The following is a 21872-nucleotide window of genomic DNA, read 5'->3' on the forward strand; positions in this document are numbered from 1 at the left end:
GATATGGATCTTGGATTATATATCGTCTCGATCGCTTGCCGGTACCGTGGCCTCAGGTCATTGGGAGATCGAAATGCGAGTATTCGTCACTGGTGCAAGCGGCTTCATCGGCCGGGCGGTTGTTAAAGAGCTGATTGGTGCTGGCCATCAGGTCACCGGCATGGCGCGTTCGGACGACGCCGCCCGGAAGCTGGCAAAACTTGGCGCGAAAGCCCATGCAGGCTCACTGCACGAGCCTGAAACCCTACGAGCCGGAGCGGCCGCCGCCGACGGCGTGATCCACCTGGCCTTCATCCACGGTCCAGGCGATATCCCGCTGGGCCGGCGGCTTGGTGTCATCCTCGGCGGTTCGCCGGGCGGCATCGTCGACCGGTTTGGCGCGGCGATCACCGCCGCCGACCGCCGTGCGATCGATGCCATGGCTGGGGCGTTGAAGGGGTCGGGCAGGCCTTTGGTGACCGTGTTCGGCACCATGGGCATGGCTGAGGGGCGAGCGGCGACGGAAGACGACGAGCCAGACCCGTGCTCTCCGGGTTGGATGCGCTCGCAGACCGAATCGGCTGTGAAGGCTTGGGCCGAACGTGGCGTCCGTGCGACGATGGTTCGTCTCGCGCCCTCGGTGCATGGCGATGGCGATCACGGTCTCGTCCCGAGGTTCATCGCCGCGGCGCGCAAGCACAAGAGCGCGGGCTACGTCGGCGACGGCTCGAACCGGTGGAGCGCCGTCCATCGCTTCGATGCGGCGGTCCTGCTGCGCCTAGCGCTGGAAGAGGGACAAGCCGGGGCGCGCTATCACGGCGTCGCCGAAGAGGGCGTTCCCTTCCGCCAGATCGTCGAGGTGATCGGACGGCGACTGAACCTGCCCGCGGTCAGCATGACGCCCAAAGAGGCGGTTCGGCGGTTCAGTTGGCTCGCCCCGTTCGCCGCCTACGACAACCCTGCCTCCAGCCAGAGCACTCAGGAACGGCTGGGATGGCGGCCGACCCGTCCAGGCCTGCTCGCCGACCTGGACCGCGAAGCGTACTTCTGCACGTAGGTATTCTGCCCAGGATGCCCATCACGGCTGGTTGGCTGGCCCGTCAGGTCATCAAGAGCTTGGAGCGCAATGTCCAAATGGGATTCCAGATTTCTCGACGGATCGGCAAACCAGGATTACACGGCGTAGCCAAAGGCAGCCATACCGATCCGGGCGGCCAGCATCGCCAGCGGTGCTTTCACATCCCGCTTTTCCAGCTCGCCCGCCAGCAGCAGGGGCAGGGACGCCGTCTTCGCCTCCGCCCGGTCTCTCAAACCCGGGTTTGCGGCGATGATCTCGCGCCGGGGTCTTGTGAGGCTCCGATTCTCCTCGAACATGCCCTTGATGTCATTGAGAGGGCATTGCCCATTGCCCCCGCGACTGCCCAATTCGATGCCCTAAACGGGACTAGAACTGTTGACCCCAGGAGTGCCGATATTTGGGCGAGCTCACGGGGCAGGGCTTCGCAATTGGGTACAAATTTGGGTATAAATGCCATATTTCTTCCCTATGAATTCTTTAAATTCAATGCTTTGGTTGAGATTACGGGTCCCCTCTTGGCACCAATGCAAGATTCCGAACTGTCAAAGATTGTTCGGAATTTCAACAACCCCGCGATCTGCGGGGTTTTCTTTGCCCGAATTGTCTGAAGCCCACCCGCGTCGTCCAAGGGCGTCCAGGAGCTATAGGTACACTTTTGGGTACAAATTGCCTTGTTTGTACCCAGGCTGGTTTCAAGCCGTGCTCCGCCTTGCCGTCTCGCTGACTGAGCTCCCGAAGGGCGTGTTGAAATGGAGCGCGCTTCATTACGCGCCGTGCCGGGGCGATGGATGTCGGAAAAACCTTCCCCATGGGCGCGGAAACCTGCCGCAAAGCCCGCCCGGTAGTGGAGTCGTACCCTGTCCCCAGATCGGCGACCTGGACGTTCGCATGATGGAGATAAAGCATGTCCACCCTTTGCCTGTCGGGATGGCCAGGGATACTCGGCAGCTGGCCGGAAAGCGCGACAGGACGTGGCCAGCCTCGTGGAGCAAGCCATCGAGGGCGGTCTGCGCCACGGCGATGGCCGGCCGTCCCTTGATTGCACGCTGCCAATCCGCCGCAGCGGCCACATGCCCGTCGTCCCCGCGACATAGGCTAGGCGCCCGGAGCTTCGCCGAGTCCGTCTTTCTTCAGCGTGTCCAGAAGTGTGCTCCAAGGTGTGGGTCGCATGTGCATGCCGATCATGCGCAAGCCTTTGGTGGCAACAGGTGTCTTCTCCACGGAATGCTTCAGCTCCAGCAATGACTCGGGTTGCAGCAGCGCACCCCGAGGCCCGAGCGGCATGACCATCTCGGCGGTATGAAGCAAATGGGCGCTTGCTATCCAGCTCATAAGCATGGGCTGCTCACCCTCACTAACCGGGTACAGCACGATCGCGTTGCGTCCTTGCCCCAGATGCGTTGGCTGGGAGACCGGGTGAAGGATCGGAGGTGCCGGATGCTTGGCGAGCGTATCCGGCGCCAGCGTGTGAGGGGCATTCAACAAGGCCCGGATCACCGGGATATTGCGATCCCGCGCATAAATGGGGATGCCCCTGGCCGCGTATTCGCGGATGCCGGCCACATGCCAGTAGAACGCGGTAGAGGTAACCAACGCCTTGACCGGCACTCCTGGGAAGCGCCGCGCAGCCTCATCCAGCACCTTGCGCGAGTAACCGCTGGAGATGGGTGCGTCGATGATCACCAGGCCATCCGGCTGGCGCACAATCGTTGTGAACCAGGACCCCGGGATCTGCACGATCCCGGGTGCGATCTCGGTGATGGGCGCCTTGGGGTCGGGAGCCCGTGCAACCGCTTGTCCGAGCTGAAGCTCATCGCTCGTCGTGTGGGATAGCGGAACATCGGTCTGCGCCATTTGGAAGTATTGGTCCTCCTGGGCGCCATTGACGCGCAGATCGTTGCAAGTCGTCACTTCCAGGTGCACTCCGTTGCGAAAGAAGTCGGCCTGGACCGGATACCGCACTCCATCGAATACCGCGTAATTCATCCACTCGATGCGATCGGTGAGATCACCCATGGCGTTGTACGCGATGTCCGAGCTGTCGGCGCGCGGCTGCACCCGCAAGACTTCGACCGCACTTGGCATGCCCGTGGACACGTCCAAGAACAGCCGCACGGGGAAGCGTCCCAGATGGAACGAAACCACGTGTTGCGGGATTCCGTGCAAGGAAACATCCGGCTCCTGCAAGAGATCATTTGCCTTTTCTGCGTAAAGCAGCGCACTGATCGGCTCCTCGATTTCCCAGGCGGCAGGCGGCTCTAGTCGCACCGTTTTTGCAGGCTGGCTGCCGGCAAGGTGATCAATGCGTTCCTCTGACCGTGTTACCAGCGTCCGCACATGCGGCATCGTGGAAGGATCGGTATCGCCCACCGGGACCTCATCGGTCAGCCGGCGATCGCCGCGGAGATCGTAGACGGCAAGAGATTGCGTTACCCCCTGGAAGATAAAGGGCGCATCGGCATGATCGAATTCCACTACATCCCAAAGTGCCTTGACGCTCTGGGTGCGCAAGGAGGAAACCTGGTGCAGATCGTGTGTCTGCCCCATCGCCTTCAGCGCCGCCTCGACCACCGTGCGCGCCCCGGCATTCGCAGCGCTGCTATGGCTGGCCAGCACCAGCACGGCGATCAGTGCGGCGGATCTTCCCGGCCGATCAAGAAGATATGGCATGCGAGTTCACCCTGAGCAGTAGCCCACTCCCGGCCAGCCCCGTGCCGCCCGCTGGAGTGTTGGCACTGCAGAGTGCGTCCTCTTCCGCAAGACAAGCTCATAAATGGGACAAGCGGACGCTTGCCGGTGGCCAACGGGCTGCCGGGGATTTCGAGTGGTCGCCAGCACCGCAGCCTCCGGACGGAGCGGTGTCTTTGCGTTGCGGGTTGGGACTGGCGCGGGTGTCGCAAGGCGGGCCACCATGGCTGTGGCCTGTCGATTTGGCGGACACGATGCGTAGGCATCGGCCGACAGAGTGCGCAGGCGACGCGTGGCACAGTTGCAGGGGATCGACGGCGCGGACTCCCCCGGCTGGTCGTCCTGCCGCCTTGCGGCTTGCGCACAGGGATCGCCTGCATGGTGCTTGTCTCGCTTACCCAGACCGATGCGTATCGCTGGAGTATCCGGCGCGGCAATACCACCTTGTTCCGCGGGTTGCCTCTGGGTCCGGCCATCACGCTGGCGCGGGAAATCGCGCGCGACGAGCATCTGCGCAGCAAGCGCGCCGTCTGTGTGGAGATGCCGGGCATCGGCGGACCGATCCGGTTGGCCTCGTATGTCAGGCCGTCGGTCGACGCAACGGAGGCCCCATCCGGAGACTCCGTGGCGGCCTGAGCCTGATCGATGCGGGCGTTTTGCTTGCATCCTGCGGCAAAGCCGCCTAGCTTCCTTTCCGGATGGCGGGGCAGCGGCGCATGCATGTGCCTTGCTTCGCCGCATACCGGCAACCAGGAGCATTCATCAGGGAGGGCAGGGGCATGATCCAGATCGTTCTTATCGACGACCACGAACTCGTGCGCACGGGTTTCCGGATGATCCTGCAGCAGCAGCGGGACATGGCGATCTGCGGCGAGGCGGCGAGCGCGGAGGAAGGCCTGCGCCTGATCCGCAGCCTCAAGCCCGAAATCGCCCTGGTGGACGTGCATATGCCGGGCATGAGCGGCATCGAACTCACCGAGCGGGTGAGCCGGGCCGAACTGGCCACGCGCATCGTGGTGGTTACCGTGGTGGACGATGGCCGCTTTCCCAAGCGCTTGCTCGACGCAGGCGCCTCGGGTTATCTGACCAAGGGCTGCAGCGCCGATGAGCTGGTGACGGCGGTACGCCAGGTGGCCGCCGGCCGGCGCTATCTTGCGCCCGCGGTGGCGCAGCAGCTGGCGCTGGCCACGCTGGACGGCAGCGCCTCGCCATTCGATGCGCTGTCCAGCCGCGAACTCGAGGTGGCGATGATGCTGGTGCGCGGCAAGCCGCTGACGATGATCGGCGAGCAGCTCAACCTGAGCCCGAAGACCGTGTCGACGTACAAACAGCGGCTGATGGAGAAGCTGCGCGTGGAGCACGTGCTGGGACTGGCCCACCTGATGACGGCGCACGGACTGATCGACGCGCCAAACCATCAGGTGGGTGCCTGAGCCGCTGCCCCACGGACATGGCGTCCACAAAAAAAGCCGGACTCAGGTCCGGCTTTTTTGTGGCGCAAGGTCAGGCGTCAGGGTGCTGCATCCTGCCGGGGCTCTTCTTCTTCCTCTGGTGCGTCGGCAGCCTTCGCCTCGGGGGCGGCCGGAGCCGGCGTATTGGCGGCCTCGGCATGGCCCAGCAGATCGCCTTGACGCGGTTGCGCGACGACAGGCGCGGCATGTCCGCTGGCTGCTCCGTGCGGAGGTTCCGCGCGTGCCTCCGTCGTGTCCGCCAACGGGAGCGGGGCCGGAGCCGGGATTGGCGCGGGTGAGGGCGCGGCGGCTTCCTTCGGCGCTACGACCGCTGGCGCGGATTCACGTGCCGGGTTCGTTTCGCTGTCGGTGGCGATGTCGGTTCCGACCGGGCGGGCCACGTCCGTCGCCGGTGCGCTCGGCGATGCCGGCTTCTCCGGGATCGGGGGCAGCGGCGGCAGGCTGAAGGCGGTGGCGACCGCGGCGGCGAGCGGCGCTTCGGTCAGTACCGCGCGCGCGGACTCGGCACGCTCGGCCTGCGCCGGCGTGGCACGGGCCGCGGGCGCAGCGCGAGGCACGACCGGAGCGGCCGGTGCCGCCGCCGCGGCATCGGTGGCGGCCTTGTCGGCAATGGCCGGGCGGCTCGCCGCATCGACGGCTGCAGGCACCGCAGCGGGTCCGGTTTCCTCGGCAGCGTCATCGGCCTCGTCGCGATCCTCGTCGTCCAGCTCGTTGAGCTGCTCCGCGTTCTCCGCGGCGCCGGCAGCGGCATCCTCGTGGCGACGGCGGCGGCGACCGCCGCGGCGGCCACGGCGGCGGCGCGAGGGATTCTCTGCGTCGGCGGCAGCGTCGGCGCCCTCGGGAGCTCCGGCCGCCGGAAGTGCGGCCAGCTTGGTTTCGTCGACGGACTCGGCGGGTGCGGGCGCGGGGGCAGGGCGCGGCGCAGGGGCTTCCGGCTTCGGTGCCGCGGCCGCTGCGGGAGCCGCGGGCTTGCGCTCGGCACGCTCCGGCTGGGAGGCCTTGTTGCCGTCCGGGGCATTGTTGCGCGGCTGCTGGCGTTCCTGCTTCGGCGCCTGCGCCGTGGCCTGCTGCTGGCGCGACGCCGCCTCGTTGCCCTGCTGGCGGCTGTTGCGGGCCTGCTGTTGCTGCGGGTTCGGCTTGGCCGAGGCCGTGCCGCCATCGCGGCGCTGGCGGTTGCCGCCTTGTTGCGCGTTGCGGTTGCGCTCTTCGCGCCGCGGCTGCTGCGGGCGGTTGCCGCGTGGCTGGCCGCTGTCGCCGGCACTTGCGGGCGCGGCGGCGGGTGCCGTGGCGGCCGGCGCGGCGGCCTCGTGGCGGAACCAGCCGAACAGTCGCGCGATGATGCCCCCGGCCGGGGCCGTGGCGATCGGGGCGGGTGCCGCCGCCGGACGACGCGACTGCACCGGTGGCGGCGCGGTGGCGGCCGCCTCCTCGCGTACCGGCGCCGGCGTGGCCGGCACGATGCCGCTGACCGCGGGCTGTTCGCTGCTGCCCAGCGTCTGGCCCATCTTCGGGACCGGCGTGGTTTCGACCGCGGTGAGCCGCTCGTAGCTGGGCTTGCTGTGCTCGCCCATGTCCGCTTCCTTGATCCGCTGGATCTGGATGTGCGGCGTCTCCAGCTTGTCGTCGGCCACGATCACCACGTGCGCCTTGTGGCGCAGCTCGATCTCGACCACGCTGGCGCGCTTCTCGTTGAGCAGGAAGTTGGCCACCGTGGGCGGCGCCTGCACCAGCACCTGGCCGGTGTTGTCCTTCATCGCGTGCTCTTCGATCAGGCGCAGGGTCGACAGCGCCAGCGATTCCACGCCACGGATCGCGCCATGGCCTTCGCAGCGCGGGCAGACGATCTGGGTGGCTTCGCCGAGGCTCGGGCGCAGGCGCTGGCGGGACATCTCCAGCAGGCCGAAGCGGCTGATGCGGCCCACCTGCACGCGGGCGCGATCAAGCTTCAGCGCATCCTTGAGCTTGTCCTCGACCTCGCGCTGGTGGCGCGGGCTGTCCATGTCGATGAAGTCGATCACGATCAGGCCGCCGGCGTCGCGGATGCGGCACTGGCGGGCGATCTCCACTGCGGCCTCGAGGTTGGTGTTGAACGCCGTTTCCTCGATGTCGGAGCCCTTGGTGGCCTTGGCCGAGTTGATGTCGATCGCGGTGAGCGCCTCGGTCTGGTCGATCACGATCGAACCGCCGGAAGGCAGGCGCACCTGGCGGTCGAACGCGCTCTCGATCTGGGTCTCGATCTGGTAGCGGCTGAACAGCGGGGTGTCGTCCTTGTAGAGCTTCAGCTTGCGCAGCGAGGTGGGCATCACCTGCTGCATGAACTCGCGGGCGTCCTCGTAGAGTGATTCCTCGTCGATCAGGATCTCGCCGATGTCGCTGCGCAGGTAGTCGCGCAGGGCGCGGATGAACAGCTTGGATTCCTGGTAGATCAGGAACGGCGCCTTGCGCTCGCTGGCGGCCTTGGAGATCGAGCGCCACAGGGTCAGCAGGTAGTCCAGGTCCCACTGCAGCTCTTCGGCATCGCGGCCGAGGCCGGCGGTGCGCACGATCAGGCCCACGTCGTCGGGCACGGTGACGTGCTCCAGGGCCTCCTTCAGCGCCTGCCGGTCCTCGCCCTCGATGCGGCGCGACACGCCGCCGGCCTTCGGGTTGTTCGGCATCAGCACCATGTAGCGGCCGGCCAGCGAGATGAAGGTGGTCAGGGCGGCGCCCTTGTTGCCGCGCTCTTCCTTCTCGACCTGGACGACGACCTCCTGGCCTTCCTTCAGCAGCTCGCGGATGCCCGACTTGTGCGGGTTCAGGCCCGGGGTGAAGTACTGCTCGGCGATTTCCTTCAGCGGCAGGAAACCGTGGCGTTCGGCGCCGTAGTCGACGAAGCAGGCTTCCAGGGATTGCTCGACGCGGGTGATGCGGCCCTTGTAGATGTTGGCCTTTTTCTGTTCGCGGGAGGGGATTTCGATGTCGAGATCGTAGAGGTTCTGGCCATCGACGATGGCCACGCGCAACTCTTCACGCTGAGTTGCGTTGATCAACATGCGCTTCATTGTAGTTTTCCTCGGCTCGCCCGCGCGTCGCGTGCCGCGGTGGCGCCGGGATGGCGGCCTGCCGGGGATCGCGCCGCTGCGGTGGAGCGGCTCATGTGACGGCGCCGTTCCCGGCGCCCGGATTGTTCGGTCTGCTGCGCCTGTCGCACCCTGGCACAAGGCTTCGGGCAAACGACAGCCCGAACCGTTACGATGAAAGGGAGTCGCGACCGCTGCCTGGGAATCATCCCTTGGACATCCGGCGCAATCCTCGCCGGCGTGACGGGCGGGGCCCCGGCCCGAACCGGTCTCGGCGGGCAGGGAATGACGCTCGCCGAGTATCCTATTTCGACAGGTTTTTTTCAATGCAGACGGCAACTTCCCGCGACGTACCTCACGGTGTGCGTCAAGTCGCGATCGGCCCCGAGCGGGACGGCCAGCGGATCGACAACGCGCTGGCGACCCTGCTCAAGGGGGTGCCCAAGAGCATGATCTACCGCCTTTTGCGCACCGGCCAGGTGCGCGTCAACGGCAAGCGGGCCAAGCCGGATACGCGGTTGAGCGACGGCGACATGCTCCGAATTCCGCCGATCCGGGTTGCTGAACGGCCCGAGGGGCGGGAGGCGCCCGATGCGCTGGTCTCGTCGATCGCCGAGACGGTGATCTTCGAGGACAAGCACTTCCTGGTGATCGACAAACCCTCGGGGATCGCCAGCCATGGCGGCAGCGGCGTCAGCCACGGTGCGATCGAGCTGCTGCGCGCGGCGCGGCCGCACGAATCGCTGGAGCTGGTGCACCGGTTGGACCGGGATACCAGCGGCGTGCTGGTGCTGGCCAGGTCGCGGGCGGGGCTGACCGGCCTGCAGGCGGCAATTCGGGCGGGCGAGGTCACCAAGCAGTACCTGTGCCTGATGGTCGGCCATCCGCCCAAGGCGAAATTCGACGTCAACGCGCCGCTGCGCAAATCCGTCCTGCAGGGCGGCGAGCGGATGGTGCGGGTCAGCGAGGACGGCAAGCCGGCGCTGACCTTCTTTCGCGAGATGGAGCAGTACCCCGGCGCCCGCCTGATGCAGGCCACGCTGGGCACCGGCCGTACCCACCAGATCCGCGTGCATGCTGCCCACGTCGGCCATCCGCTGGCGGGCGACCCGAAGTACGGCGACCGCGAGATGAACAGGCGTTTCCGCGAAATGGGTCTGCAGCGGCTGTTCCTGCACGCCTCGCATCTCAGCTTCGAGCTGGATGGACGCCTCTACAGCTTTTCCGCGCCGCTGCCGGATGATCTCAAGACCTTCCTCGACGTGCTGGCGGTGAAAGGCAAGCGCCTGCCATACATTCAGGCCGCGGCTAAAGAAAGAAACGGGCGCTGACCTCCAGCGAACGCAGCAGGCCGCCCACCAGGCCGGCTTCCGCCAGCAGGGCGCAGGCAGCATGCGCCGCCGCGACCGGAAGCAGCGCGCGCGAGCGCCGGAAGCACCACGCCCACCACAACTCGGCCAGCAGGCAGAGCTGCATCAAGACCCCGTTCGGCGTATGCAACAGGGCGAACGCGAGGGCGGTGAGCAACACGGCCAGGTCCGGGCGCAGCCTTCCGCCTTCGAGGCGACGCAGCACCACGGCCAGCACCAGCCATTGCTGCAGGATGGCCCAGAGCAGATAAATCAGCACATGCCCGGGCGTGGGCGCCTTGTAGTGGCCGCCATACCCGGTGATCAGCAGCAGAGCCAGCGGCAGCAAGGCGAACGGCGTCAGCCAGGCACGCCAGCCGCCCAGCCAGCGCCAGTTGCCGGGGCGTTGCCGCCACTCGGCGTGGGCCGCGAACAGCAAGGCTCCGCCGAAGCACAGCAGGCCGGGCAACGAGAGGCGCAGGCCCAGTTGCAGTCCGACGACCAGCCACAGGGGGCCGGCCAGGCAGGCGACGAGTTCCAGCCAGCGGCGCCCACGTAGGCGCGGCGCGCGCCAGGCCAAACTCGCCAGCGCCAGCAGATAGCCGATCGTACCGATCCAGGGCAGCCAGCCGTTGCCGCCAGAGTCGCCCGCAGCCATGGGTGTGCTGCCGTGCGGCAGGATCAGGGCGCCCGGTCGCTGCCACCAGACCAACTGGCGCAGGGCCAGTTGCATTTCGGCCGAGGCGCCCGCCGGCAAGGCGATCCACGGCGCGGCCGGCAAGGCGGGATCGGCGAGTTGCCGCCCGGCCGTCGCGGGATCGGGCGAAAGCTGCAGCGAGGGCCGGGCGGGTACGGGCAGGTAGGCATCCCGACGCAGCGCCACCTCGTCCAGATGCAGCGACGCCCCGGCCGGGAGCGCCAACTTGAGCCGCAGCATCTGGATCCGTTGCGGGGCGGCGCAGTTCTTGCCATCGGCAGCCCGCCAGTGCAAGCGGCGCAGGTCGACCACGGCGTGCACCGGACCTGCTGCGACGGGGGTGTCCTGCCAGCCGAGGCAACCCGGTTGTCCCAGCCGTGGTCGCCACGCCACGCCGAGACGGAATGGCGCGTCGGCTTCGCCATCCAGCGCCAGCAAGGGCCAGTGACCCGGATCGAGCATGCCGCTCACCGGCAGGCCCAGTTCGAATGGCGTGCCGTCGCGACTGCGGATGCGCAGGCCGCCGCCTGCGTGCCGCACGTCGGCGGCGCCGAAGGCGCGGCCGGCGACGAGGTCGTGCGGCTGGCGCAACCGCCACCGCCACAGCGGCTGGCCGTGCGCGATCAAGGCCAGTTGCCGATCCGCCGCGCGCTGCAGCTGGCCCGCGGTGACCCGCGCGGCCAGTTCGCGCAGGCCGGACAGCAGCAGCGCCAGCAGCAACGCAAAGCCTGCGGCGGCCAGCCAGCGGTGCATCGTCGGCGCGGGAAACCGCCGCACGCTCAGTGCGCCAGCAGCGCCTCGACCTTGGCCGCGCAGATGATGTCGTTGAGGGAGAGCCCGCCGACGTCGTGGGTGGACCACAGCAACTGGCAATGCCCGTAACCGGCCTCGATGTCGGGATGGTGATCCTCGTGGTTGGCCATGAAGCCCACCGCGTTGATGAATCCCAGCGTGTGGTGGAAGTCGCGGAAGCGGAAGTCCTTGACGATCGCGCGACCGTCCGCGGTGAGTTTCCAGTCGGGCAGCAGCTGAAGCAACTGGGTGATCTTGTCCGCTCCCAGCGCGTGTTCCTTGCCCTTGCGCGGCTGGCAATGCTGGCTGGCGAAATCGTGGATGTTCATGGGCGCTCCATCAGAGGCAAGGACAAGGCGCGCAGCGTCGAAGTTGTGCGCGCAAAAGTCAAAACCTGCCGGGCGGCATGAAACCGTACTAAAATGGTTCTGATTCGACGGGCGCGCTGGCGCGGCCTTCGCGGTGTCTGCCACAGGTGAAGCATGATCGAGATTTCCGAACGGGCGCAGCAGCATTTCCGCCGCCTGCTTGCGCAGCAGGGCAACGAAGGGCTGGGCATCCGCCTGCACGTGACCGCGCCGGGCACGCCGGCGGCGAACTGCGAACTGGAGTTCTGCGAACCGGCCGAGCTGCTCGGCAACGAGTGGACGATCGAGTGCGCCGGTTTCGACTTCCACGTCGAGGGCGGCAGTGCGTCGTGGCTGGATGGCGCCAGCATCGACTTCGAGCCGAACGCCACCGGTGGCCTGCTGAACATCCGCGCGCCGAAGATCAAGGGCGACGTGCCGGGGCTCGAAGCCGGCGTGATCGAGCGCGTGCGCTACGTGCTCGATGCCGAGATCAACCCGCGGCTGGCCTCGCACGGCGGCCGCGTCACCTTGCTGGAGGTCGACGCCGAGGGCGTGGTGAAGCTGCAGTTCGGCGGCGGCTGCCATGGTTGCGGCATGGTCGACGTCACCCTGAAGCAGGGCGTGGAAAAAACCTTGCGGGAGCGCGTGCCCGAGGTGACCGCGGTGCGCGATGGCACCGACCACAGCGGCGGCAAGCAGCCGTACTACAGCAAGCACGAAGGCAAGTCGGCGCTGGGTTGAGCGCCGGATGCTCGCGATCGTCGCCGATCGCGAACTTCGAACGGGCGGCCATCGATGCCGCACTTGTCAAACAAGCAGCCCGCCGTGAGGCGGGCTGCTTGTTTCAAGGCACGGAGCGGATCAGTCGCCCTGGATATGGCCTTTCAGCGTGTCGAGCTTAGTCGGCAGGCTGGAGAAATAGGCGGAGATGTCCTCGATGTCCTGGTCGGACAGCGTTGCCACCATGCCCTTCATGATCGGGTTGTTGCGGCGGCCGTCCTTGTACTCGTGCAGTACCTGTTGCAGGTACTCGTTGTACTGGCCGGCGAGGCGCGGGTATTGCGGGTCGACCGCGTTGCCGTCGGCGCCGTGGCAGGCGAAGCAGGCGGCGGCTTTGGTCTTGCCGTCCGCGGCGTTGCCGCTGGCCAGCAGTGGAGCGGAGGCGAACGCCAGCAGGGCGCCGCACGAAAGCAGGGTTAGTGCACGTTGCATGCGGAATCCTTCGGTCACTTGATCGGCGTGAGGCTGGACAGGTAGGCGGCGATGTCCTTGATGTTCTGCTCGGACAGGCTCTGCGCCTGCGCCACCATGGTCGGATAGGTGCGGTCGCCGTTCTTGTACCCGTCCAGTGCGTTGATGATGTATTGCTCGTTCTGCCCGGCGATCTTCGGCACCGGATAGCCCGGATAGGCGTTGGAGTAGCCAGGTATGCCGTGGCAGCCGGCGCAGGTGTAGACCAGCGTGCGACCGGCCGCCTTGTCACCTGCGGCGTGCGCGCTGGCGGTGGCCAGCAAGGCGGCAGCGGCTGCCAGACCGAGTGTGTGCAGTCGTATCATCGAGATCGTTCCCCAGGTGCGGCGACGGATGCGAATGAATGCAGCAATCGTCGCAGTATAGACAGCAGCTCAGGGCACGGACAACCTGCCGTACCCGGCTGATCCGCGGCATGCGCCACCAGGCTCAGACCAGGCTGCGGAAGATATGGATGCCCGCGCTGTACTCGCCCACGATGGTGCCCAGGCTGACCAGGAAGAAGTTCAGCAGGGTGCGCGCCACGCGGTTCTTCCACCAGCCGCTCCAGTGCACGATGTCGTCGCGCAGGGTGTCGAAATCCGCCACGCGCGGGCGGCGCACCCAGGCCTCGGCCGTGGCGCTGATGCCGCCGGCGGGAATGCCGGGGCGGAACGGCTTGATTGGCGCGGCAATGAACGCCGCGAGGATGCTGAGCGGATGTGCTGCGGCGGCCAGTGCGCCGAGTGCGGCAAAGCCGCCGGTAAACAGCACCCACGCGGTGAGCGCCTGCGTGCCCAGCGCTGCGTTGCGATGAAAAGCCCAGGCGATCGCCACGAACACCAGCAGCACCAGGCTCACCGCCAGCCACTTCGGCCAGCGTGCCTTCGGCGGCGATTGCGCCAGCCCGGCGGCGCTTGTCGCCGGGTCGCCCTGCTGTTCGCGCAGCAGCTGGCAAAGGCCTTTCAGATGACCTGCGCCGATCACCACCAGCACGCGGCGCGGCGTGCCGGTCGCGGTGCGCGCCGCTTCCTCGCGCAGGCGCGCGGCCATGTAGGCATCGCGCTCGGCGATCAGGCTCTGGTAGAGCGGTTTTGATTCGCTGGCGAATTCGCTGAAGGCGCTCTCCAGCATGTCGCCCTGCTTGAGCTTCTCGATCTCGCTGGCCTCGATTTCCTCGCGCTCGAACACGCTGGCGAGCAGGCCGCCGAGCAGGCCAAAGCGCTGCCAGAAACCCACGCCGTGCCAGGCGCGCTTGAGCGTAGTGCCGACTTCGCGGTCCACCAGCCACAGCGGCAGGTCACGCGCATCGGCACCGTCCATGGCCGCCTTCATCTCCGCGCCGGGCTGGATGCCGGACTGCTCGGCAAGCCGCTTCTGGAAAGTGGAGAGCACCAGGCTGGCCGCGACCATGCCGGCCTTGCCCTGGCGAATCACCTGGAACAGGTCCATGCGCTTGAACGCGTCGGGATCGCGCATGCCCTGCGCGCGGCTTTCGCACAGCTCTACCGCCACCGCGTCGAAAGGCTCGTGTTCCAGCAGCGCCTGCACCGCTTCCATGCTGGTGCGCGAGACGTGGGCGGTGCCCAGCACCACGTATTCCACGCCGTCGCGCTGCACGCGTTCGATCGGCTGGTCCTGCAGCACGGCAGGCAGGGGCGGGGCGGGTTCGGGGAAACTCATGCGCTGGGCGTGCTGGTCACGGGGATGGTTCAAGCATGGGGACGTGCTCCGCACGAAGCAAGTCGTGGGGAGTGCGGCCAGGGTCGGCCGCCGGTGTGATTCTCGCGTTCAGGGGCGAACGCACTAGTCCCTGAAACGCCTGAGCAGGTCGCCATAGGCGTCGATGCGGCGGTCACGCAGGAACGGCCAGATGCGGCGCACGTGCTCGCTGCGCTGCATGTCGATCTCGGCGACCAGCAGTTCGCGCCGGTCGGTGCCGGCCCTTGCGAGGAATTCACCCTGCGGCCCAGCCACGAAGCTGCTGCCCCAGAACTGGATACCTGCGCCGACGCCGCTGGGGTCGGCTTCGAAGCCGGTGCGGTTGCAGGCCAGCAGCGGCAGGCCGTTCGCCACTGCGTGACCGCGCTGCACGGTGACCCAGGCCTCGCGCTGGCGATCCTTCTCGTCCTGCGCGTCGTTCGGGTCCCAGCCGATGGCGGTGGGGTAGAGCAGCAGTTCCGCACCGGCCAGCGCCATCAGGCGCGCGGCTTCCGGATACCACTGGTCCCAGCACACCAGTACGCCGAGGCGGCCCACCGAGGTGTCGATCGGCTCGAAGCCGATGTCGCCCGGCGTGAAGTAGAACTTTTCGTAGAACGCGGGATCGTCGGGGATGTGCATCTTGCGGTACTTGCCCGCGATCGCGGCGGAACGATCGAACACCACGGCAGTGTTGTGGTACAGCCCGGCCGCGCGCTTTTCGAACAGCGAGGCCACCACCACCAGCTTCAGCTCCTCGGCCAGCCTGCCGATGCGTGCGGTACTCGGGCCGGGAATGTTCTCGGCCAGGTCGAACAGGTCGACCGACTCGTGCTGGCAGAAATACGGGCCGTTGTGCAGCTCCTGCAGCAGCACCAGTCCGGCGCCGGCTCCGGCGGCCTCGCGCAGGCCGGCCTCGATCGCGTCGAGGTTGGCGTCGCGGCTGCCGCGGTCAGTCTCCTGCAACAGGGCGACCTTGAGCGTCTTGCGGGTCATCGGTTGGATCCTCGTGCTGCCGGATCGTCCATTCTAGCCGAGGCGGCTCATACCAGCCCGGCCGGCAGTTGCATGGTGATGCAGTGCAGGCTGCCGTTCTGCCAGATCAACGGGCGGCAGGGCACCTGCACCACGACGCGGCCCGGGTGGGCGCTGCCGATGATGCGTGCGGCCTCGTCGTCGACCGCGTCGCCGTAGGCGGGCACCAGCACCGCGCCGTCGATGATCAGGTAGTTCGCATACGAGGCCGCGAGGCGGCGGCCCTCGTCGATGACCGGCTTGGCCCAGGGCAGCGGATGCAACTGGTACGGGCGCCCGTCGAGCGTGCGCAGCGCGGCCAGCTCCTCACCCATGCGCCCGAGTTCGTCGTGGTGCGTGTCGCCGGCGTCGCCGCAGGCCTGGTACACGATGCGGTCGCCGGGCGCGAAGCGGGCGAGGGTGTCGATGTGCGCATCGGTGTCGTCGCCTTCGAGATAGCCATGTTCCAGCCAGAGGATGCGCCCGGCGTGCAGGCTGTCCCTCAGGATCGCGCCCATCGCCTCGCGGCTCTGTTCCGGATGCCGCTGGTGCAGGCATTTCCAGGTGGTGAGCACGGTACCGGCGCCATCGCTCTCGATGCCGCCGCCCTCCAGCGCCCAGTCGATGCGCCGGTGCGTGGCCCGGCCGAACACGCCGGCGGTGACCAGACCCGCGATCAGCGCGTCGTCCCGTTCCGCGCCGAACTTGCCGCCCCAGCCGGTGAAGCGGAAATCGGCGAGCTGGAAGCGGCCATTGTCGCTCTTCAGGGTGACCGGGCCGGAGTCGCGCAGCCAGGTGTCGTCGTAGGGCAGTTCGATGAAGCGGATGCGGGCCAGGTCGATATCCGCCGCGTGCAGCAGGGTTTCGGCGCGGGCGCGAACCTCCGCATCGGCCACCACCACGATCAGCCGCTGGAAGCGGACGACGGCCGCGGCCAAGGCCACGTAGGTGGTTTCCACCTGGACCAGGCGATCGGCCCAGTCGGTGCCGGCGTGTGGCCAGGCGATCAGTACCGCGGCTTGCGGCTCCCATTCGGCGGGCAGGCGCCAGCGGGGTTCGGTCATGACGGAATCTCGTGCAGGGCAGGCCGGCCATGCGGCACGGCGCGGGTCGCGAAGTTTAAGCGATACGCGCAGCACAAAGCGGCGGGACTGCCGTTTTGCAGGTCCGAGGGGCGCCCGGGAGGGTGGCGCACAAGGGTGCGCGGCATGAAAAACGCGCCCCGCGCCGCCGCGAGGCGCGTCGCGAGCGGATGCTCAGTTCGCCGTGGCGGGGTTGGTGTTGTTGCCGGCCGGGGTGTTGAGCACGGCATGGATCACGTGGTCATGCTCGAAGTAAACGATGAAATCCGAATACTCCCAGCGGTTGATTACCGGGTGTTTCCGGGTGTCGCCACCGCGCGGCGCGAGCTTGCGCTGCGGCGCGCCGTATTTTTTCTCGACCTGGGCCATGGTCATGCCCCGCACGGGCAGGTTCATGCCCTTCTCCTGCTGCACGCGATGGATCAGCAGGTTGTCGGCGCGGGCGGCCTGCGGCGCGACCAGGGTGCCGGCACTGAAAGCGATGGCTGCCAGCAAGGGCAGGCTGTGGCGATGCTTGAACATGGTCCCCTCTCCGCGCAAGGCGTTGCCGCGTCGTTGTAGCAGAACTGTTTGCGACTATCCACGGGCAGGCGCGGCGGGTGTGACCGGCATAGCCGTTATCATGTGCGGCCGTTCGCCCGATTGAAGCATACCGAATGATCGCGTTCCGCCATTTTGCCCTGCGCCGCGGCAGCCGCCTGCTGCTGTCCGACATCGACCTGGTGATCCAGGGCGGCTGGAGGCTGGGCGTGATCGGGCGCAACGGCTGCGGCAAGTCCAGCCTGTTCGCCGCCCTGCAGGGCCAGGTGGAGGCCGACGCCGGCGACATCGGCCTGCCGGCGAAGCTGCGCCTGGCGTCGGTGGCGCAGGAAACCCCCGCGCTGCCCGACCCGGCGATCGACTACGTGCTGGGTGGCGACGTGGTGCTGGCGGCTGCGCTGCGCGACGAGGCCGATGCGCAGGCGCGCGGCGACACCGAGGCCATGGCGCGCGCCCACCACCGCATCGAGGAGCTGCACGGCTACGACGCCCGCGCCCGCGCCGGGCGCCTGCTGCACGGGCTCGGCTTTGCGCCGGAGACGCACGAGCGCGCGGTGAGGGAGTTTTCCGGCGGCTGGCGCGTGCGCCTGAACCTGGCGCGGGCGCTGATGGCGCCGTCCGAACTGCTGCTGCTCGACGAGCCCACCAACCACCTCGACCTCGACGCCGTGCTGTGGCTGGAGGAATGGCTGCGCCGCTACCAGGGCACCTTGCTGATCATCTCGCACGACCGCGAATTCCTCGACGGTGTGATCGACCATACGCTGCATCTGGTCGACGGCGGCGCACGGCTCTACAGCGGCAACTACAGCGCGTTCGAACGCCTGCGCGCGGAGCAGTTGCGCCAGCAGCAGATCGCGCACGAGCGCGAGCAGGCCGAGCGCGCGCACCTGCAGAGCTTCATCGACCGCTTCAAGGCCAAGGCCAGCAAAGCCAAGCAGGCGCAGTCGCGCATGAAGCGGCTGGAAAAGATGGCGGGCACCGAGGCGGTGCGCGCCGAGCGCGCATTCCACTTCCAGTTCGCCAAGCCCGACCGCGTGCCCGATTCCATGCTGCAGCTGGAAGAGGTGGTCGCCGGCTACCCGGCCGGCTCGCGCGAGGAGGGCGACGACCATCTGCCCGGCCACGATGTGGCCAGCCGCGAGGCCACGGTGATCCTGCGCGACGTGCGCTTCCGCCTCGAAGCCGGTGAACGCATCGGCCTGCTCGGCCCGAACGGCGCGGGCAAGTCCACCCTGGTCAAGACGCTGGTCGGCGAACTGGCGCCGATGGGCGGCGAGCGCAAGGCGCACAAGGATCTGCGGATCGGCTATTTCGCCCAGCACACCGTGGAAAGCCTGCGCGCCGGCGCCAGCCCGTTCGATCACCTGCAGGACAAGGCGCCGGACGCGGCCGCGCAGGTGCTGCGCGATTTCCTCGGTACCTGGAACTTCGCCGGCGACCGCGCCTTCGAATCGGTGGACGGCTTCTCCGGTGGCGAGCGCGCGCGCCTCGCGCTGGCGCTGATCGCCTGGGACAAACCCAACCTGCTGCTGCTCGACGAGCCCACCAACCATCTCGACCTCGACATGCGCGAGGCGCTGGCCGATGCGCTGGCCGACTTCGACGGCGCGCTGGTGCTGGTGTCGCACGACCGCCACCTGCTCGGCATGGTCAGCGACAGCTTCTGGCGGGTCGCCGATGGCGTGGTCGAGCCGTTCGACGGCGACCTCGACGATTACGCGCGCTGGCTGCGTGCGCGCGGCGCTGCGAACAAGAAAGCCGCCAGATCGAAGGTGGAGGCGAAACCCGCGGCACCGGTCGAATCCCCCGAGGAACGCCGTCGCGCCGCGGCCCAGCAACGCGACAGCGAAAAGGCCTCGCGCCAGCGCGTGAAAAAGATCGAAGCACGCGTGGCTGGCATCGAAACCGAGCTGACCCAGCTCGAAGCGAAGCTGGCCGATCCTGAAACCTACAACGGCCCCACCGCCGCGCTCATGAAGCTGAGCCAGCAACAGGCCGAGCTCCGGCGCGAGAAGGAGGCGCTGGAAGCGGAATGGATGGCCCTCTATGAAGTGCTGGAAGCCTGAGTGTCGATGAGCGCCCAACCGACGCAGCTGTGGCTGCCGGCACTGGATCGCTTTGATCGCGCGCATCCGCTGCGTCGCCTGCTGGCGCGGTCGGACCGACTCGCCGATGACACCCGCGGCCGGCTCGAATGCGTCGCCGCTGCCTTCCATGTCGATGCCGCGAGCTTGCCTGCCGCCGCGCTGATCCGCGAATACTTGGCCGGCGACGCGGGCGATGCGACGTGGCTCAATGCCGACCCCGCCTGGGTGCAGCCGGACATGACCGGCGTGCGCCTGCTCGCCTGCGGCTCGATGCCGCTGCAGCCGGGCGAGGCGCAGGCTTACGCGCAGGTGCTGCAACCCACGTTCGCCGAAGCGGGACTGCAACTGGAAATCACCGGCCCGAACCACTGGCAGCTGCGCCTGCCTCCGGATGTGCCCGTGCCCGACTTCGCCGCGCCCGAGCGGGCGCTGGGCGAGGACTTGTACCAGCATCTGCCGCAAGGCAGCGACGGACGTCGGTGGCGGCTGTTGCTCAACGAAGTGCAGGTGCTGCTGCACCAGCATCCGCTGAACGCCGCCCGCCAGGCGAGAGGCCTGGCACCGGTCAACAGCGTGTGGCTGTGGGGGGCAGGGCGCCTGCCCGCACGGTTGCACGGCGCTTTCGCCGGCGTGGCCGGCAACGATGCGTTGCTGCGCGCACTCGCGGCGCGGGCGGGCATTCCCGGCCGCCATCTCACGCGGGAAGCCACGGCGCTCGCGCTGGCCGGCTGGCTGCTGGACATGCAGGATCTGCCGGCCGCCGAACTTGCGCGCGACTGGTGGCCGGCCGTGCAGGCTTTGGCACGGCGGCAGGCGCTGCACTTCGCATTCGCCAGCGGCGAGCGCTGGTCGTGGCGGCCACGGCACCGCTGGCGCTTCTGGCGCGGGGCGTCGCCTTGAGCACGCTCGAGTTGCGTCGCCGGGAGGCGCAAGGCGAACCGTCCGGCTGGGCTGCCACCGTGCATCCGGTGCTGCAGCGCGTTTACGCGGCGCGTGGCGTGCTGCGGCCGGCCGATGTCGAGCACCGGCTGCAGCGCCTGCTGTCGCCACAATCCCTGGGCGGCCTGGATGCCGCGACGGACCTGCTGGCCGAGGCCATCCGCGATGACTGGGCGATCCTGATCGCCGGTGACTACGACTGCGACGGCGCCACCGGTACCGCCGTCGCCGTGCGCGGCCTGCGCATGCTCGGTGCCAAACGGGTGGGCTATGCGGTGCCGAACCGCTTCGTGCACGGCTACGGCCTGACGCCGGCCCTGGTCGATTCGCTGCTACCCCGCCCCCAGCTGGTCGTCACCGTGGACAACGGCGTGGCCAGCGTGGCGGGTGTGGCAAGGGCGCGGGAACTCGGCATGCGCGTGATCGTCACTGACCACCATCTGCCAGGTGAGCAGCTGCCCGCCTGCGACGCGATGGTGAATCCCAACCTTGCAGGTGACGGTTTCCCGAGCAAAGCCTTGGCAGGTGTCGGCGTGATGTTCTATCTCCTGCTGGCGCTGCGCGCGAAGCTTTACCCCTGCGATCGGCCGGATAGCTGGGAACAGGAAACGGCCATCCAGGGCCGCGCGCCTCATGGTTCCAGCGATCATCCTGATCGTGGAAGTCAAAAAGCGGCCATCCATGGGCGCACTCCTCAAAAAAGCAGGCCCGATCTTTCCGTGCTGCTCGACCTCGTGGCGCTGGGCACGGTGGCCGACCTGGTGCCGCTGGATTTCAACAACCGCGTGCTGGTGGAGGCCGGGCTGCGGCGCATCCGCGGCGGCAAGGCATGCGCGGGCATCGCCGCACTGGTCGAATGCGGCAAGCGCAGCGTGGCGACGCTGTGCGCCAGCGATCTCGGCTATGCGGTGGGGCCACGCCTGAACGCGGCGGGTCGGCTGGAAGACATGCGGCTGGGCGTGGAATGCCTGCTCACCGACGATCCTGCACAGGCGCGCGACTGCGCCGGACAGCTCGACGCGATCAACCGCGAGCGCCGCGACCTGCAGGCCTCGATGGTGGCCGAGGCCGAAGCGATGGCCGCCGGCCTGCGCGACATCCAGGCGGCAGGCGTGGCGTTGTACGAGCCTTCCTGGCATGCGGGCGTGGTGGGGCTGGTGGCCTCCAAGCTGAAGGAACGCCTGCACCGGCCGGTGATCGCCTTCGCTCCGGCCAGCGAAGACGATCCCGATAACCTGCGCGGTTCGGGCCGATCCATTCCGGGCTTGCACCTGCGCGACGCGCTGGCCACGGTCGCTGCGCGCCATCCCGACCTGGTCGAGCGCTTCGGCGGCCACGCCATGGCGGCGGGCTTGAGCCTGCGTGCCGCCGACTTTCCGCGCTTCGCCGCGGCCTTCGATGCCGTTGCACGCGAGCTGATCGCGCCGGAACGGCTGCAGGCCGCGCTCTACACCGACGGCGAACTCCCTGCGGGCAGCCTGTCGCTGGAACTGGCGCGGCAGTTGCGCGATGCCGGCCCGTGGGGACAGGCGTTCCCCGAGCCGCTGTTCGACAACGCGTTCGAGTGCGCGGGCTGGAAGACCATGGGCGAGGGCCACTGGCGGCTCAGCCTGCGCGACCCGCGCGACGGCAGCGTGCACGACGCGGTGATGTTCAACGTCGGCACCGCCGCGCCGCCGCCGCGCCTGCGCGCCGCCTACGAGCTGGTCATCAACGACTGGCAGGGGCGCGAGTCGCCGCGCCTGCTGCTGCGCCACGTCGAGGCCGTCTGAACGGCGGGGTCCGATGCCCGACCGGACCCCGCGCGCTCAT

19 protein-coding genes are annotated in these 21872 nt (G+C 68.1%); 8 read left to right on the forward strand and 11 right to left on the reverse strand.

Translation table 11 applies throughout. The features are described 5' to 3' along the window. Nucleotides 1–73 precede the first annotated feature (73 nt). Nucleotides 74–1036 (forward strand): SDR family oxidoreductase, encoded by a 963-nt coding sequence (locus AC2EWF_RS12025; protein WP_483639598.1) that lies wholly within the window; start codon nt 74–76, stop codon nt 1034–1036. Nucleotides 1037–1152: 116 nt separating this feature from the next. On the opposite strand, the gene AC2EWF_RS12030 is transcribed toward AC2EWF_RS12025, so the two are convergent. Beyond that, nucleotides 1153–1353 (reverse strand): hypothetical protein, encoded by a 201-nt coding sequence (locus AC2EWF_RS12030; RefSeq protein WP_483639599.1) that lies wholly within the window; start codon nt 1351–1353, stop codon nt 1153–1155. A gap of 799 nt (nt 1354–2152) precedes the next feature. Continuing rightward, nucleotides 2153–3727, reverse strand: coding sequence for a hypothetical protein (locus AC2EWF_RS12035; RefSeq protein WP_483639600.1), 1575 nt, complete (start codon nt 3725–3727; stop codon nt 2153–2155). A gap of 396 nt (nt 3728–4123) precedes the next feature. On the opposite strand from AC2EWF_RS12035, the gene AC2EWF_RS12040 reads away from it, so the two are divergent. Beyond that, a complete protein-coding gene (locus tag AC2EWF_RS12040) occupies nt 4124–4381 on the forward strand; it encodes a hypothetical protein (RefSeq protein WP_483639601.1) in 258 nt (85 codons plus the stop codon). A gap of 143 nt (nt 4382–4524) precedes the next feature. Further along, on the forward strand, nt 4525–5178 hold the full coding sequence (locus tag AC2EWF_RS12045) for a response regulator (RefSeq protein ID WP_483639602.1): 654 nt from the start codon (nt 4525–4527) through the stop codon (nt 5176–5178). Nucleotides 5179–5255: 77 nt separating this feature from the next. Here AC2EWF_RS12045 and AC2EWF_RS12050 read toward each other — a convergent pair whose 3' ends face one another. Next, entirely contained in the window at nt 5256–8258 is a 3003-nt protein-coding gene (locus AC2EWF_RS12050) for an Rne/Rng family ribonuclease (RefSeq protein ID WP_483639603.1), read from the reverse strand. Between the two features lie 344 nt (nt 8259–8602). Between AC2EWF_RS12050 and AC2EWF_RS12055 the strand changes: the two genes are divergently transcribed. Further along, entirely contained in the window at nt 8603–9607 is a 1005-nt protein-coding gene (locus tag AC2EWF_RS12055; protein WP_483639811.1) for an RluA family pseudouridine synthase, read from the forward strand. Here AC2EWF_RS12055 and AC2EWF_RS12060 read toward each other — a convergent pair. Then, nucleotides 9585–11075, reverse strand: coding sequence for a CPBP family glutamic-type intramembrane protease (locus AC2EWF_RS12060; RefSeq protein WP_483639604.1), 1491 nt, complete (start codon nt 11073–11075; stop codon nt 9585–9587). The two genes, AC2EWF_RS12055 and AC2EWF_RS12060, sit on opposite strands and share 23 nt — an antisense overlap. A 26-nt stretch (nt 11076–11101) precedes the next feature. After that, nucleotides 11102–11443: a 4a-hydroxytetrahydrobiopterin dehydratase gene (locus AC2EWF_RS12065; protein ID WP_483639605.1), complete on the reverse strand. Its 342-nt coding sequence runs from the start codon at nt 11441–11443 to the stop codon at nt 11102–11104. Nucleotides 11444–11596: 153 nt separating this feature from the next. Here AC2EWF_RS12065 and AC2EWF_RS12070 point away from each other — a divergent pair, with 153 nt between their 5' ends. Continuing rightward, nucleotides 11597–12205, forward strand: coding sequence for an NfuA family Fe-S biogenesis protein (locus tag AC2EWF_RS12070; RefSeq protein WP_483639606.1), 609 nt, complete (start codon nt 11597–11599; stop codon nt 12203–12205). 120 nt (nt 12206–12325) lie between these two features. Here the strand turns inward: AC2EWF_RS12070 and AC2EWF_RS12075 are convergent, their stop codons facing one another. From AC2EWF_RS12075 to AC2EWF_RS12100, 6 genes are all read right to left on the reverse strand, one after another. Further along, on the reverse strand, nt 12326–12676 hold the full coding sequence (locus AC2EWF_RS12075; protein ID WP_483639607.1) for a c-type cytochrome: 351 nt from the start codon (nt 12674–12676) through the stop codon (nt 12326–12328). Between the two features lie 14 nt (nt 12677–12690). Beyond that, the gene (locus tag AC2EWF_RS12080) at nt 12691–13020 is read right to left on the reverse strand and encodes a c-type cytochrome (RefSeq protein ID WP_483639608.1); all 330 of its coding nucleotides are present in this window, start codon (nt 13018–13020) and stop codon (nt 12691–12693) included. A 124-nt stretch (nt 13021–13144) separates the two neighbouring features. After that, the gene (locus AC2EWF_RS12085; protein WP_483639812.1) at nt 13145–14377 is read right to left on the reverse strand and encodes a TraB/GumN family protein; all 1233 of its coding nucleotides are present in this window, start codon (nt 14375–14377) and stop codon (nt 13145–13147) included. A gap of 123 nt (nt 14378–14500) precedes the next feature. After that, a complete protein-coding gene (locus tag AC2EWF_RS12090) occupies nt 14501–15391 on the reverse strand; it encodes a carbon-nitrogen hydrolase (protein ID WP_483639609.1) in 891 nt (296 codons plus the stop codon). 47 nt (nt 15392–15438) lie between these two features. Beyond that, nucleotides 15439–16473 carry an agmatine deiminase family protein gene (locus AC2EWF_RS12095; protein WP_483639610.1) on the reverse strand — a complete coding sequence of 345 codons (1035 nt, stop codon included), beginning with the start codon at nt 16471–16473 and terminating at the stop codon, nt 15439–15441. A 192-nt stretch (nt 16474–16665) separates the two neighbouring features. Continuing rightward, a complete protein-coding gene (locus AC2EWF_RS12100; RefSeq protein ID WP_483639611.1) occupies nt 16666–17013 on the reverse strand; it encodes a hypothetical protein in 348 nt (115 codons plus the stop codon). A 134-nt stretch (nt 17014–17147) separates the two neighbouring features. Here AC2EWF_RS12100 and abc-f point away from each other — a divergent pair, with 134 nt between their 5' ends. From abc-f to recJ, 3 genes are read left to right on the forward strand one after another with little or no spacing between them, the layout of a single operon-like run. Beyond that, nucleotides 17148–19100 carry a ribosomal protection-like ABC-F family protein gene (gene abc-f / locus AC2EWF_RS12105; RefSeq protein ID WP_483639612.1) on the forward strand — a complete coding sequence of 651 codons (1953 nt, stop codon included), beginning with the start codon at nt 17148–17150 and terminating at the stop codon, nt 19098–19100. 6 nt (nt 19101–19106) lie between these two features. Further along, nucleotides 19107–20021, forward strand: coding sequence for a phosphoglycerate mutase (locus AC2EWF_RS12110; protein ID WP_483639613.1), 915 nt, complete (start codon nt 19107–19109; stop codon nt 20019–20021). Beyond that, entirely contained in the window at nt 20018–21832 is a 1815-nt protein-coding gene (gene recJ / locus AC2EWF_RS12115) for a single-stranded-DNA-specific exonuclease RecJ (protein ID WP_483639614.1), read from the forward strand. The genes AC2EWF_RS12110 and recJ overlap by 4 nt, the downstream gene beginning before the upstream one ends. The last annotated feature ends 40 nt before the right edge of the window (nt 21833–21872 follow it).

It is taken from the genome of Rhodanobacter sp. sgz306013 (assembly GCF_057031145.1).

What these genes read in the sequence shown, in the direction of transcription:
- AC2EWF_RS12025 (WP_483639598.1), top strand. Translation starts at nt 74, where the DNA reads ATGCGAGTATTCGTCACTGGTGCAAGCGGCTTCATCGGCCGGGCGGTT.
- AC2EWF_RS12030 (WP_483639599.1), bottom strand. Translation starts at nt 1,353, where the DNA reads ATGTTCGAGGAGAATCGGAGCCTCACAAGACCCCGGCGCGAGATCATC.
- AC2EWF_RS12035 (WP_483639600.1), bottom strand. Translation starts at nt 3,727, where the DNA reads ATGCCATATCTTCTTGATCGGCCGGGAAGATCCGCCGCACTGATCGCC.
- AC2EWF_RS12040 (WP_483639601.1), top strand. Translation starts at nt 4,124, where the DNA reads ATGGTGCTTGTCTCGCTTACCCAGACCGATGCGTATCGCTGGAGTATC.
- AC2EWF_RS12045 (WP_483639602.1), top strand. Translation starts at nt 4,525, where the DNA reads ATGATCCAGATCGTTCTTATCGACGACCACGAACTCGTGCGCACGGGT.
- AC2EWF_RS12050 (WP_483639603.1), bottom strand. Translation starts at nt 8,258, where the DNA reads ATGAAGCGCATGTTGATCAACGCAACTCAGCGTGAAGAGTTGCGCGTG.
- AC2EWF_RS12055 (WP_483639811.1), top strand. Translation starts at nt 8,603, where the DNA reads ATGCAGACGGCAACTTCCCGCGACGTACCTCACGGTGTGCGTCAAGTC.
- AC2EWF_RS12060 (WP_483639604.1), bottom strand. Translation starts at nt 11,075, where the DNA reads ATGCACCGCTGGCTGGCCGCCGCAGGCTTTGCGTTGCTGCTGGCGCTG.
- AC2EWF_RS12065 (WP_483639605.1), bottom strand. Translation starts at nt 11,443, where the DNA reads ATGAACATCCACGATTTCGCCAGCCAGCATTGCCAGCCGCGCAAGGGC.
- AC2EWF_RS12070 (WP_483639606.1), top strand. Translation starts at nt 11,597, where the DNA reads ATGATCGAGATTTCCGAACGGGCGCAGCAGCATTTCCGCCGCCTGCTT.
- AC2EWF_RS12075 (WP_483639607.1), bottom strand. Translation starts at nt 12,676, where the DNA reads ATGCAACGTGCACTAACCCTGCTTTCGTGCGGCGCCCTGCTGGCGTTC.
- AC2EWF_RS12080 (WP_483639608.1), bottom strand. Translation starts at nt 13,020, where the DNA reads ATGATACGACTGCACACACTCGGTCTGGCAGCCGCTGCCGCCTTGCTG.
- AC2EWF_RS12085 (WP_483639812.1), bottom strand. Translation starts at nt 14,377, where the DNA reads ATGAGTTTCCCCGAACCCGCCCCGCCCCTGCCTGCCGTGCTGCAGGAC.
- AC2EWF_RS12090 (WP_483639609.1), bottom strand. Translation starts at nt 15,391, where the DNA reads ATGACCCGCAAGACGCTCAAGGTCGCCCTGTTGCAGGAGACTGACCGC.
- AC2EWF_RS12095 (WP_483639610.1), bottom strand. Translation starts at nt 16,473, where the DNA reads ATGACCGAACCCCGCTGGCGCCTGCCCGCCGAATGGGAGCCGCAAGCC.
- AC2EWF_RS12100 (WP_483639611.1), bottom strand. Translation starts at nt 17,013, where the DNA reads ATGTTCAAGCATCGCCACAGCCTGCCCTTGCTGGCAGCCATCGCTTTC.
- abc-f (WP_483639612.1), top strand. Translation starts at nt 17,148, where the DNA reads ATGATCGCGTTCCGCCATTTTGCCCTGCGCCGCGGCAGCCGCCTGCTG.
- AC2EWF_RS12110 (WP_483639613.1), top strand. Translation starts at nt 19,107, where the DNA reads ATGAGCGCCCAACCGACGCAGCTGTGGCTGCCGGCACTGGATCGCTTT.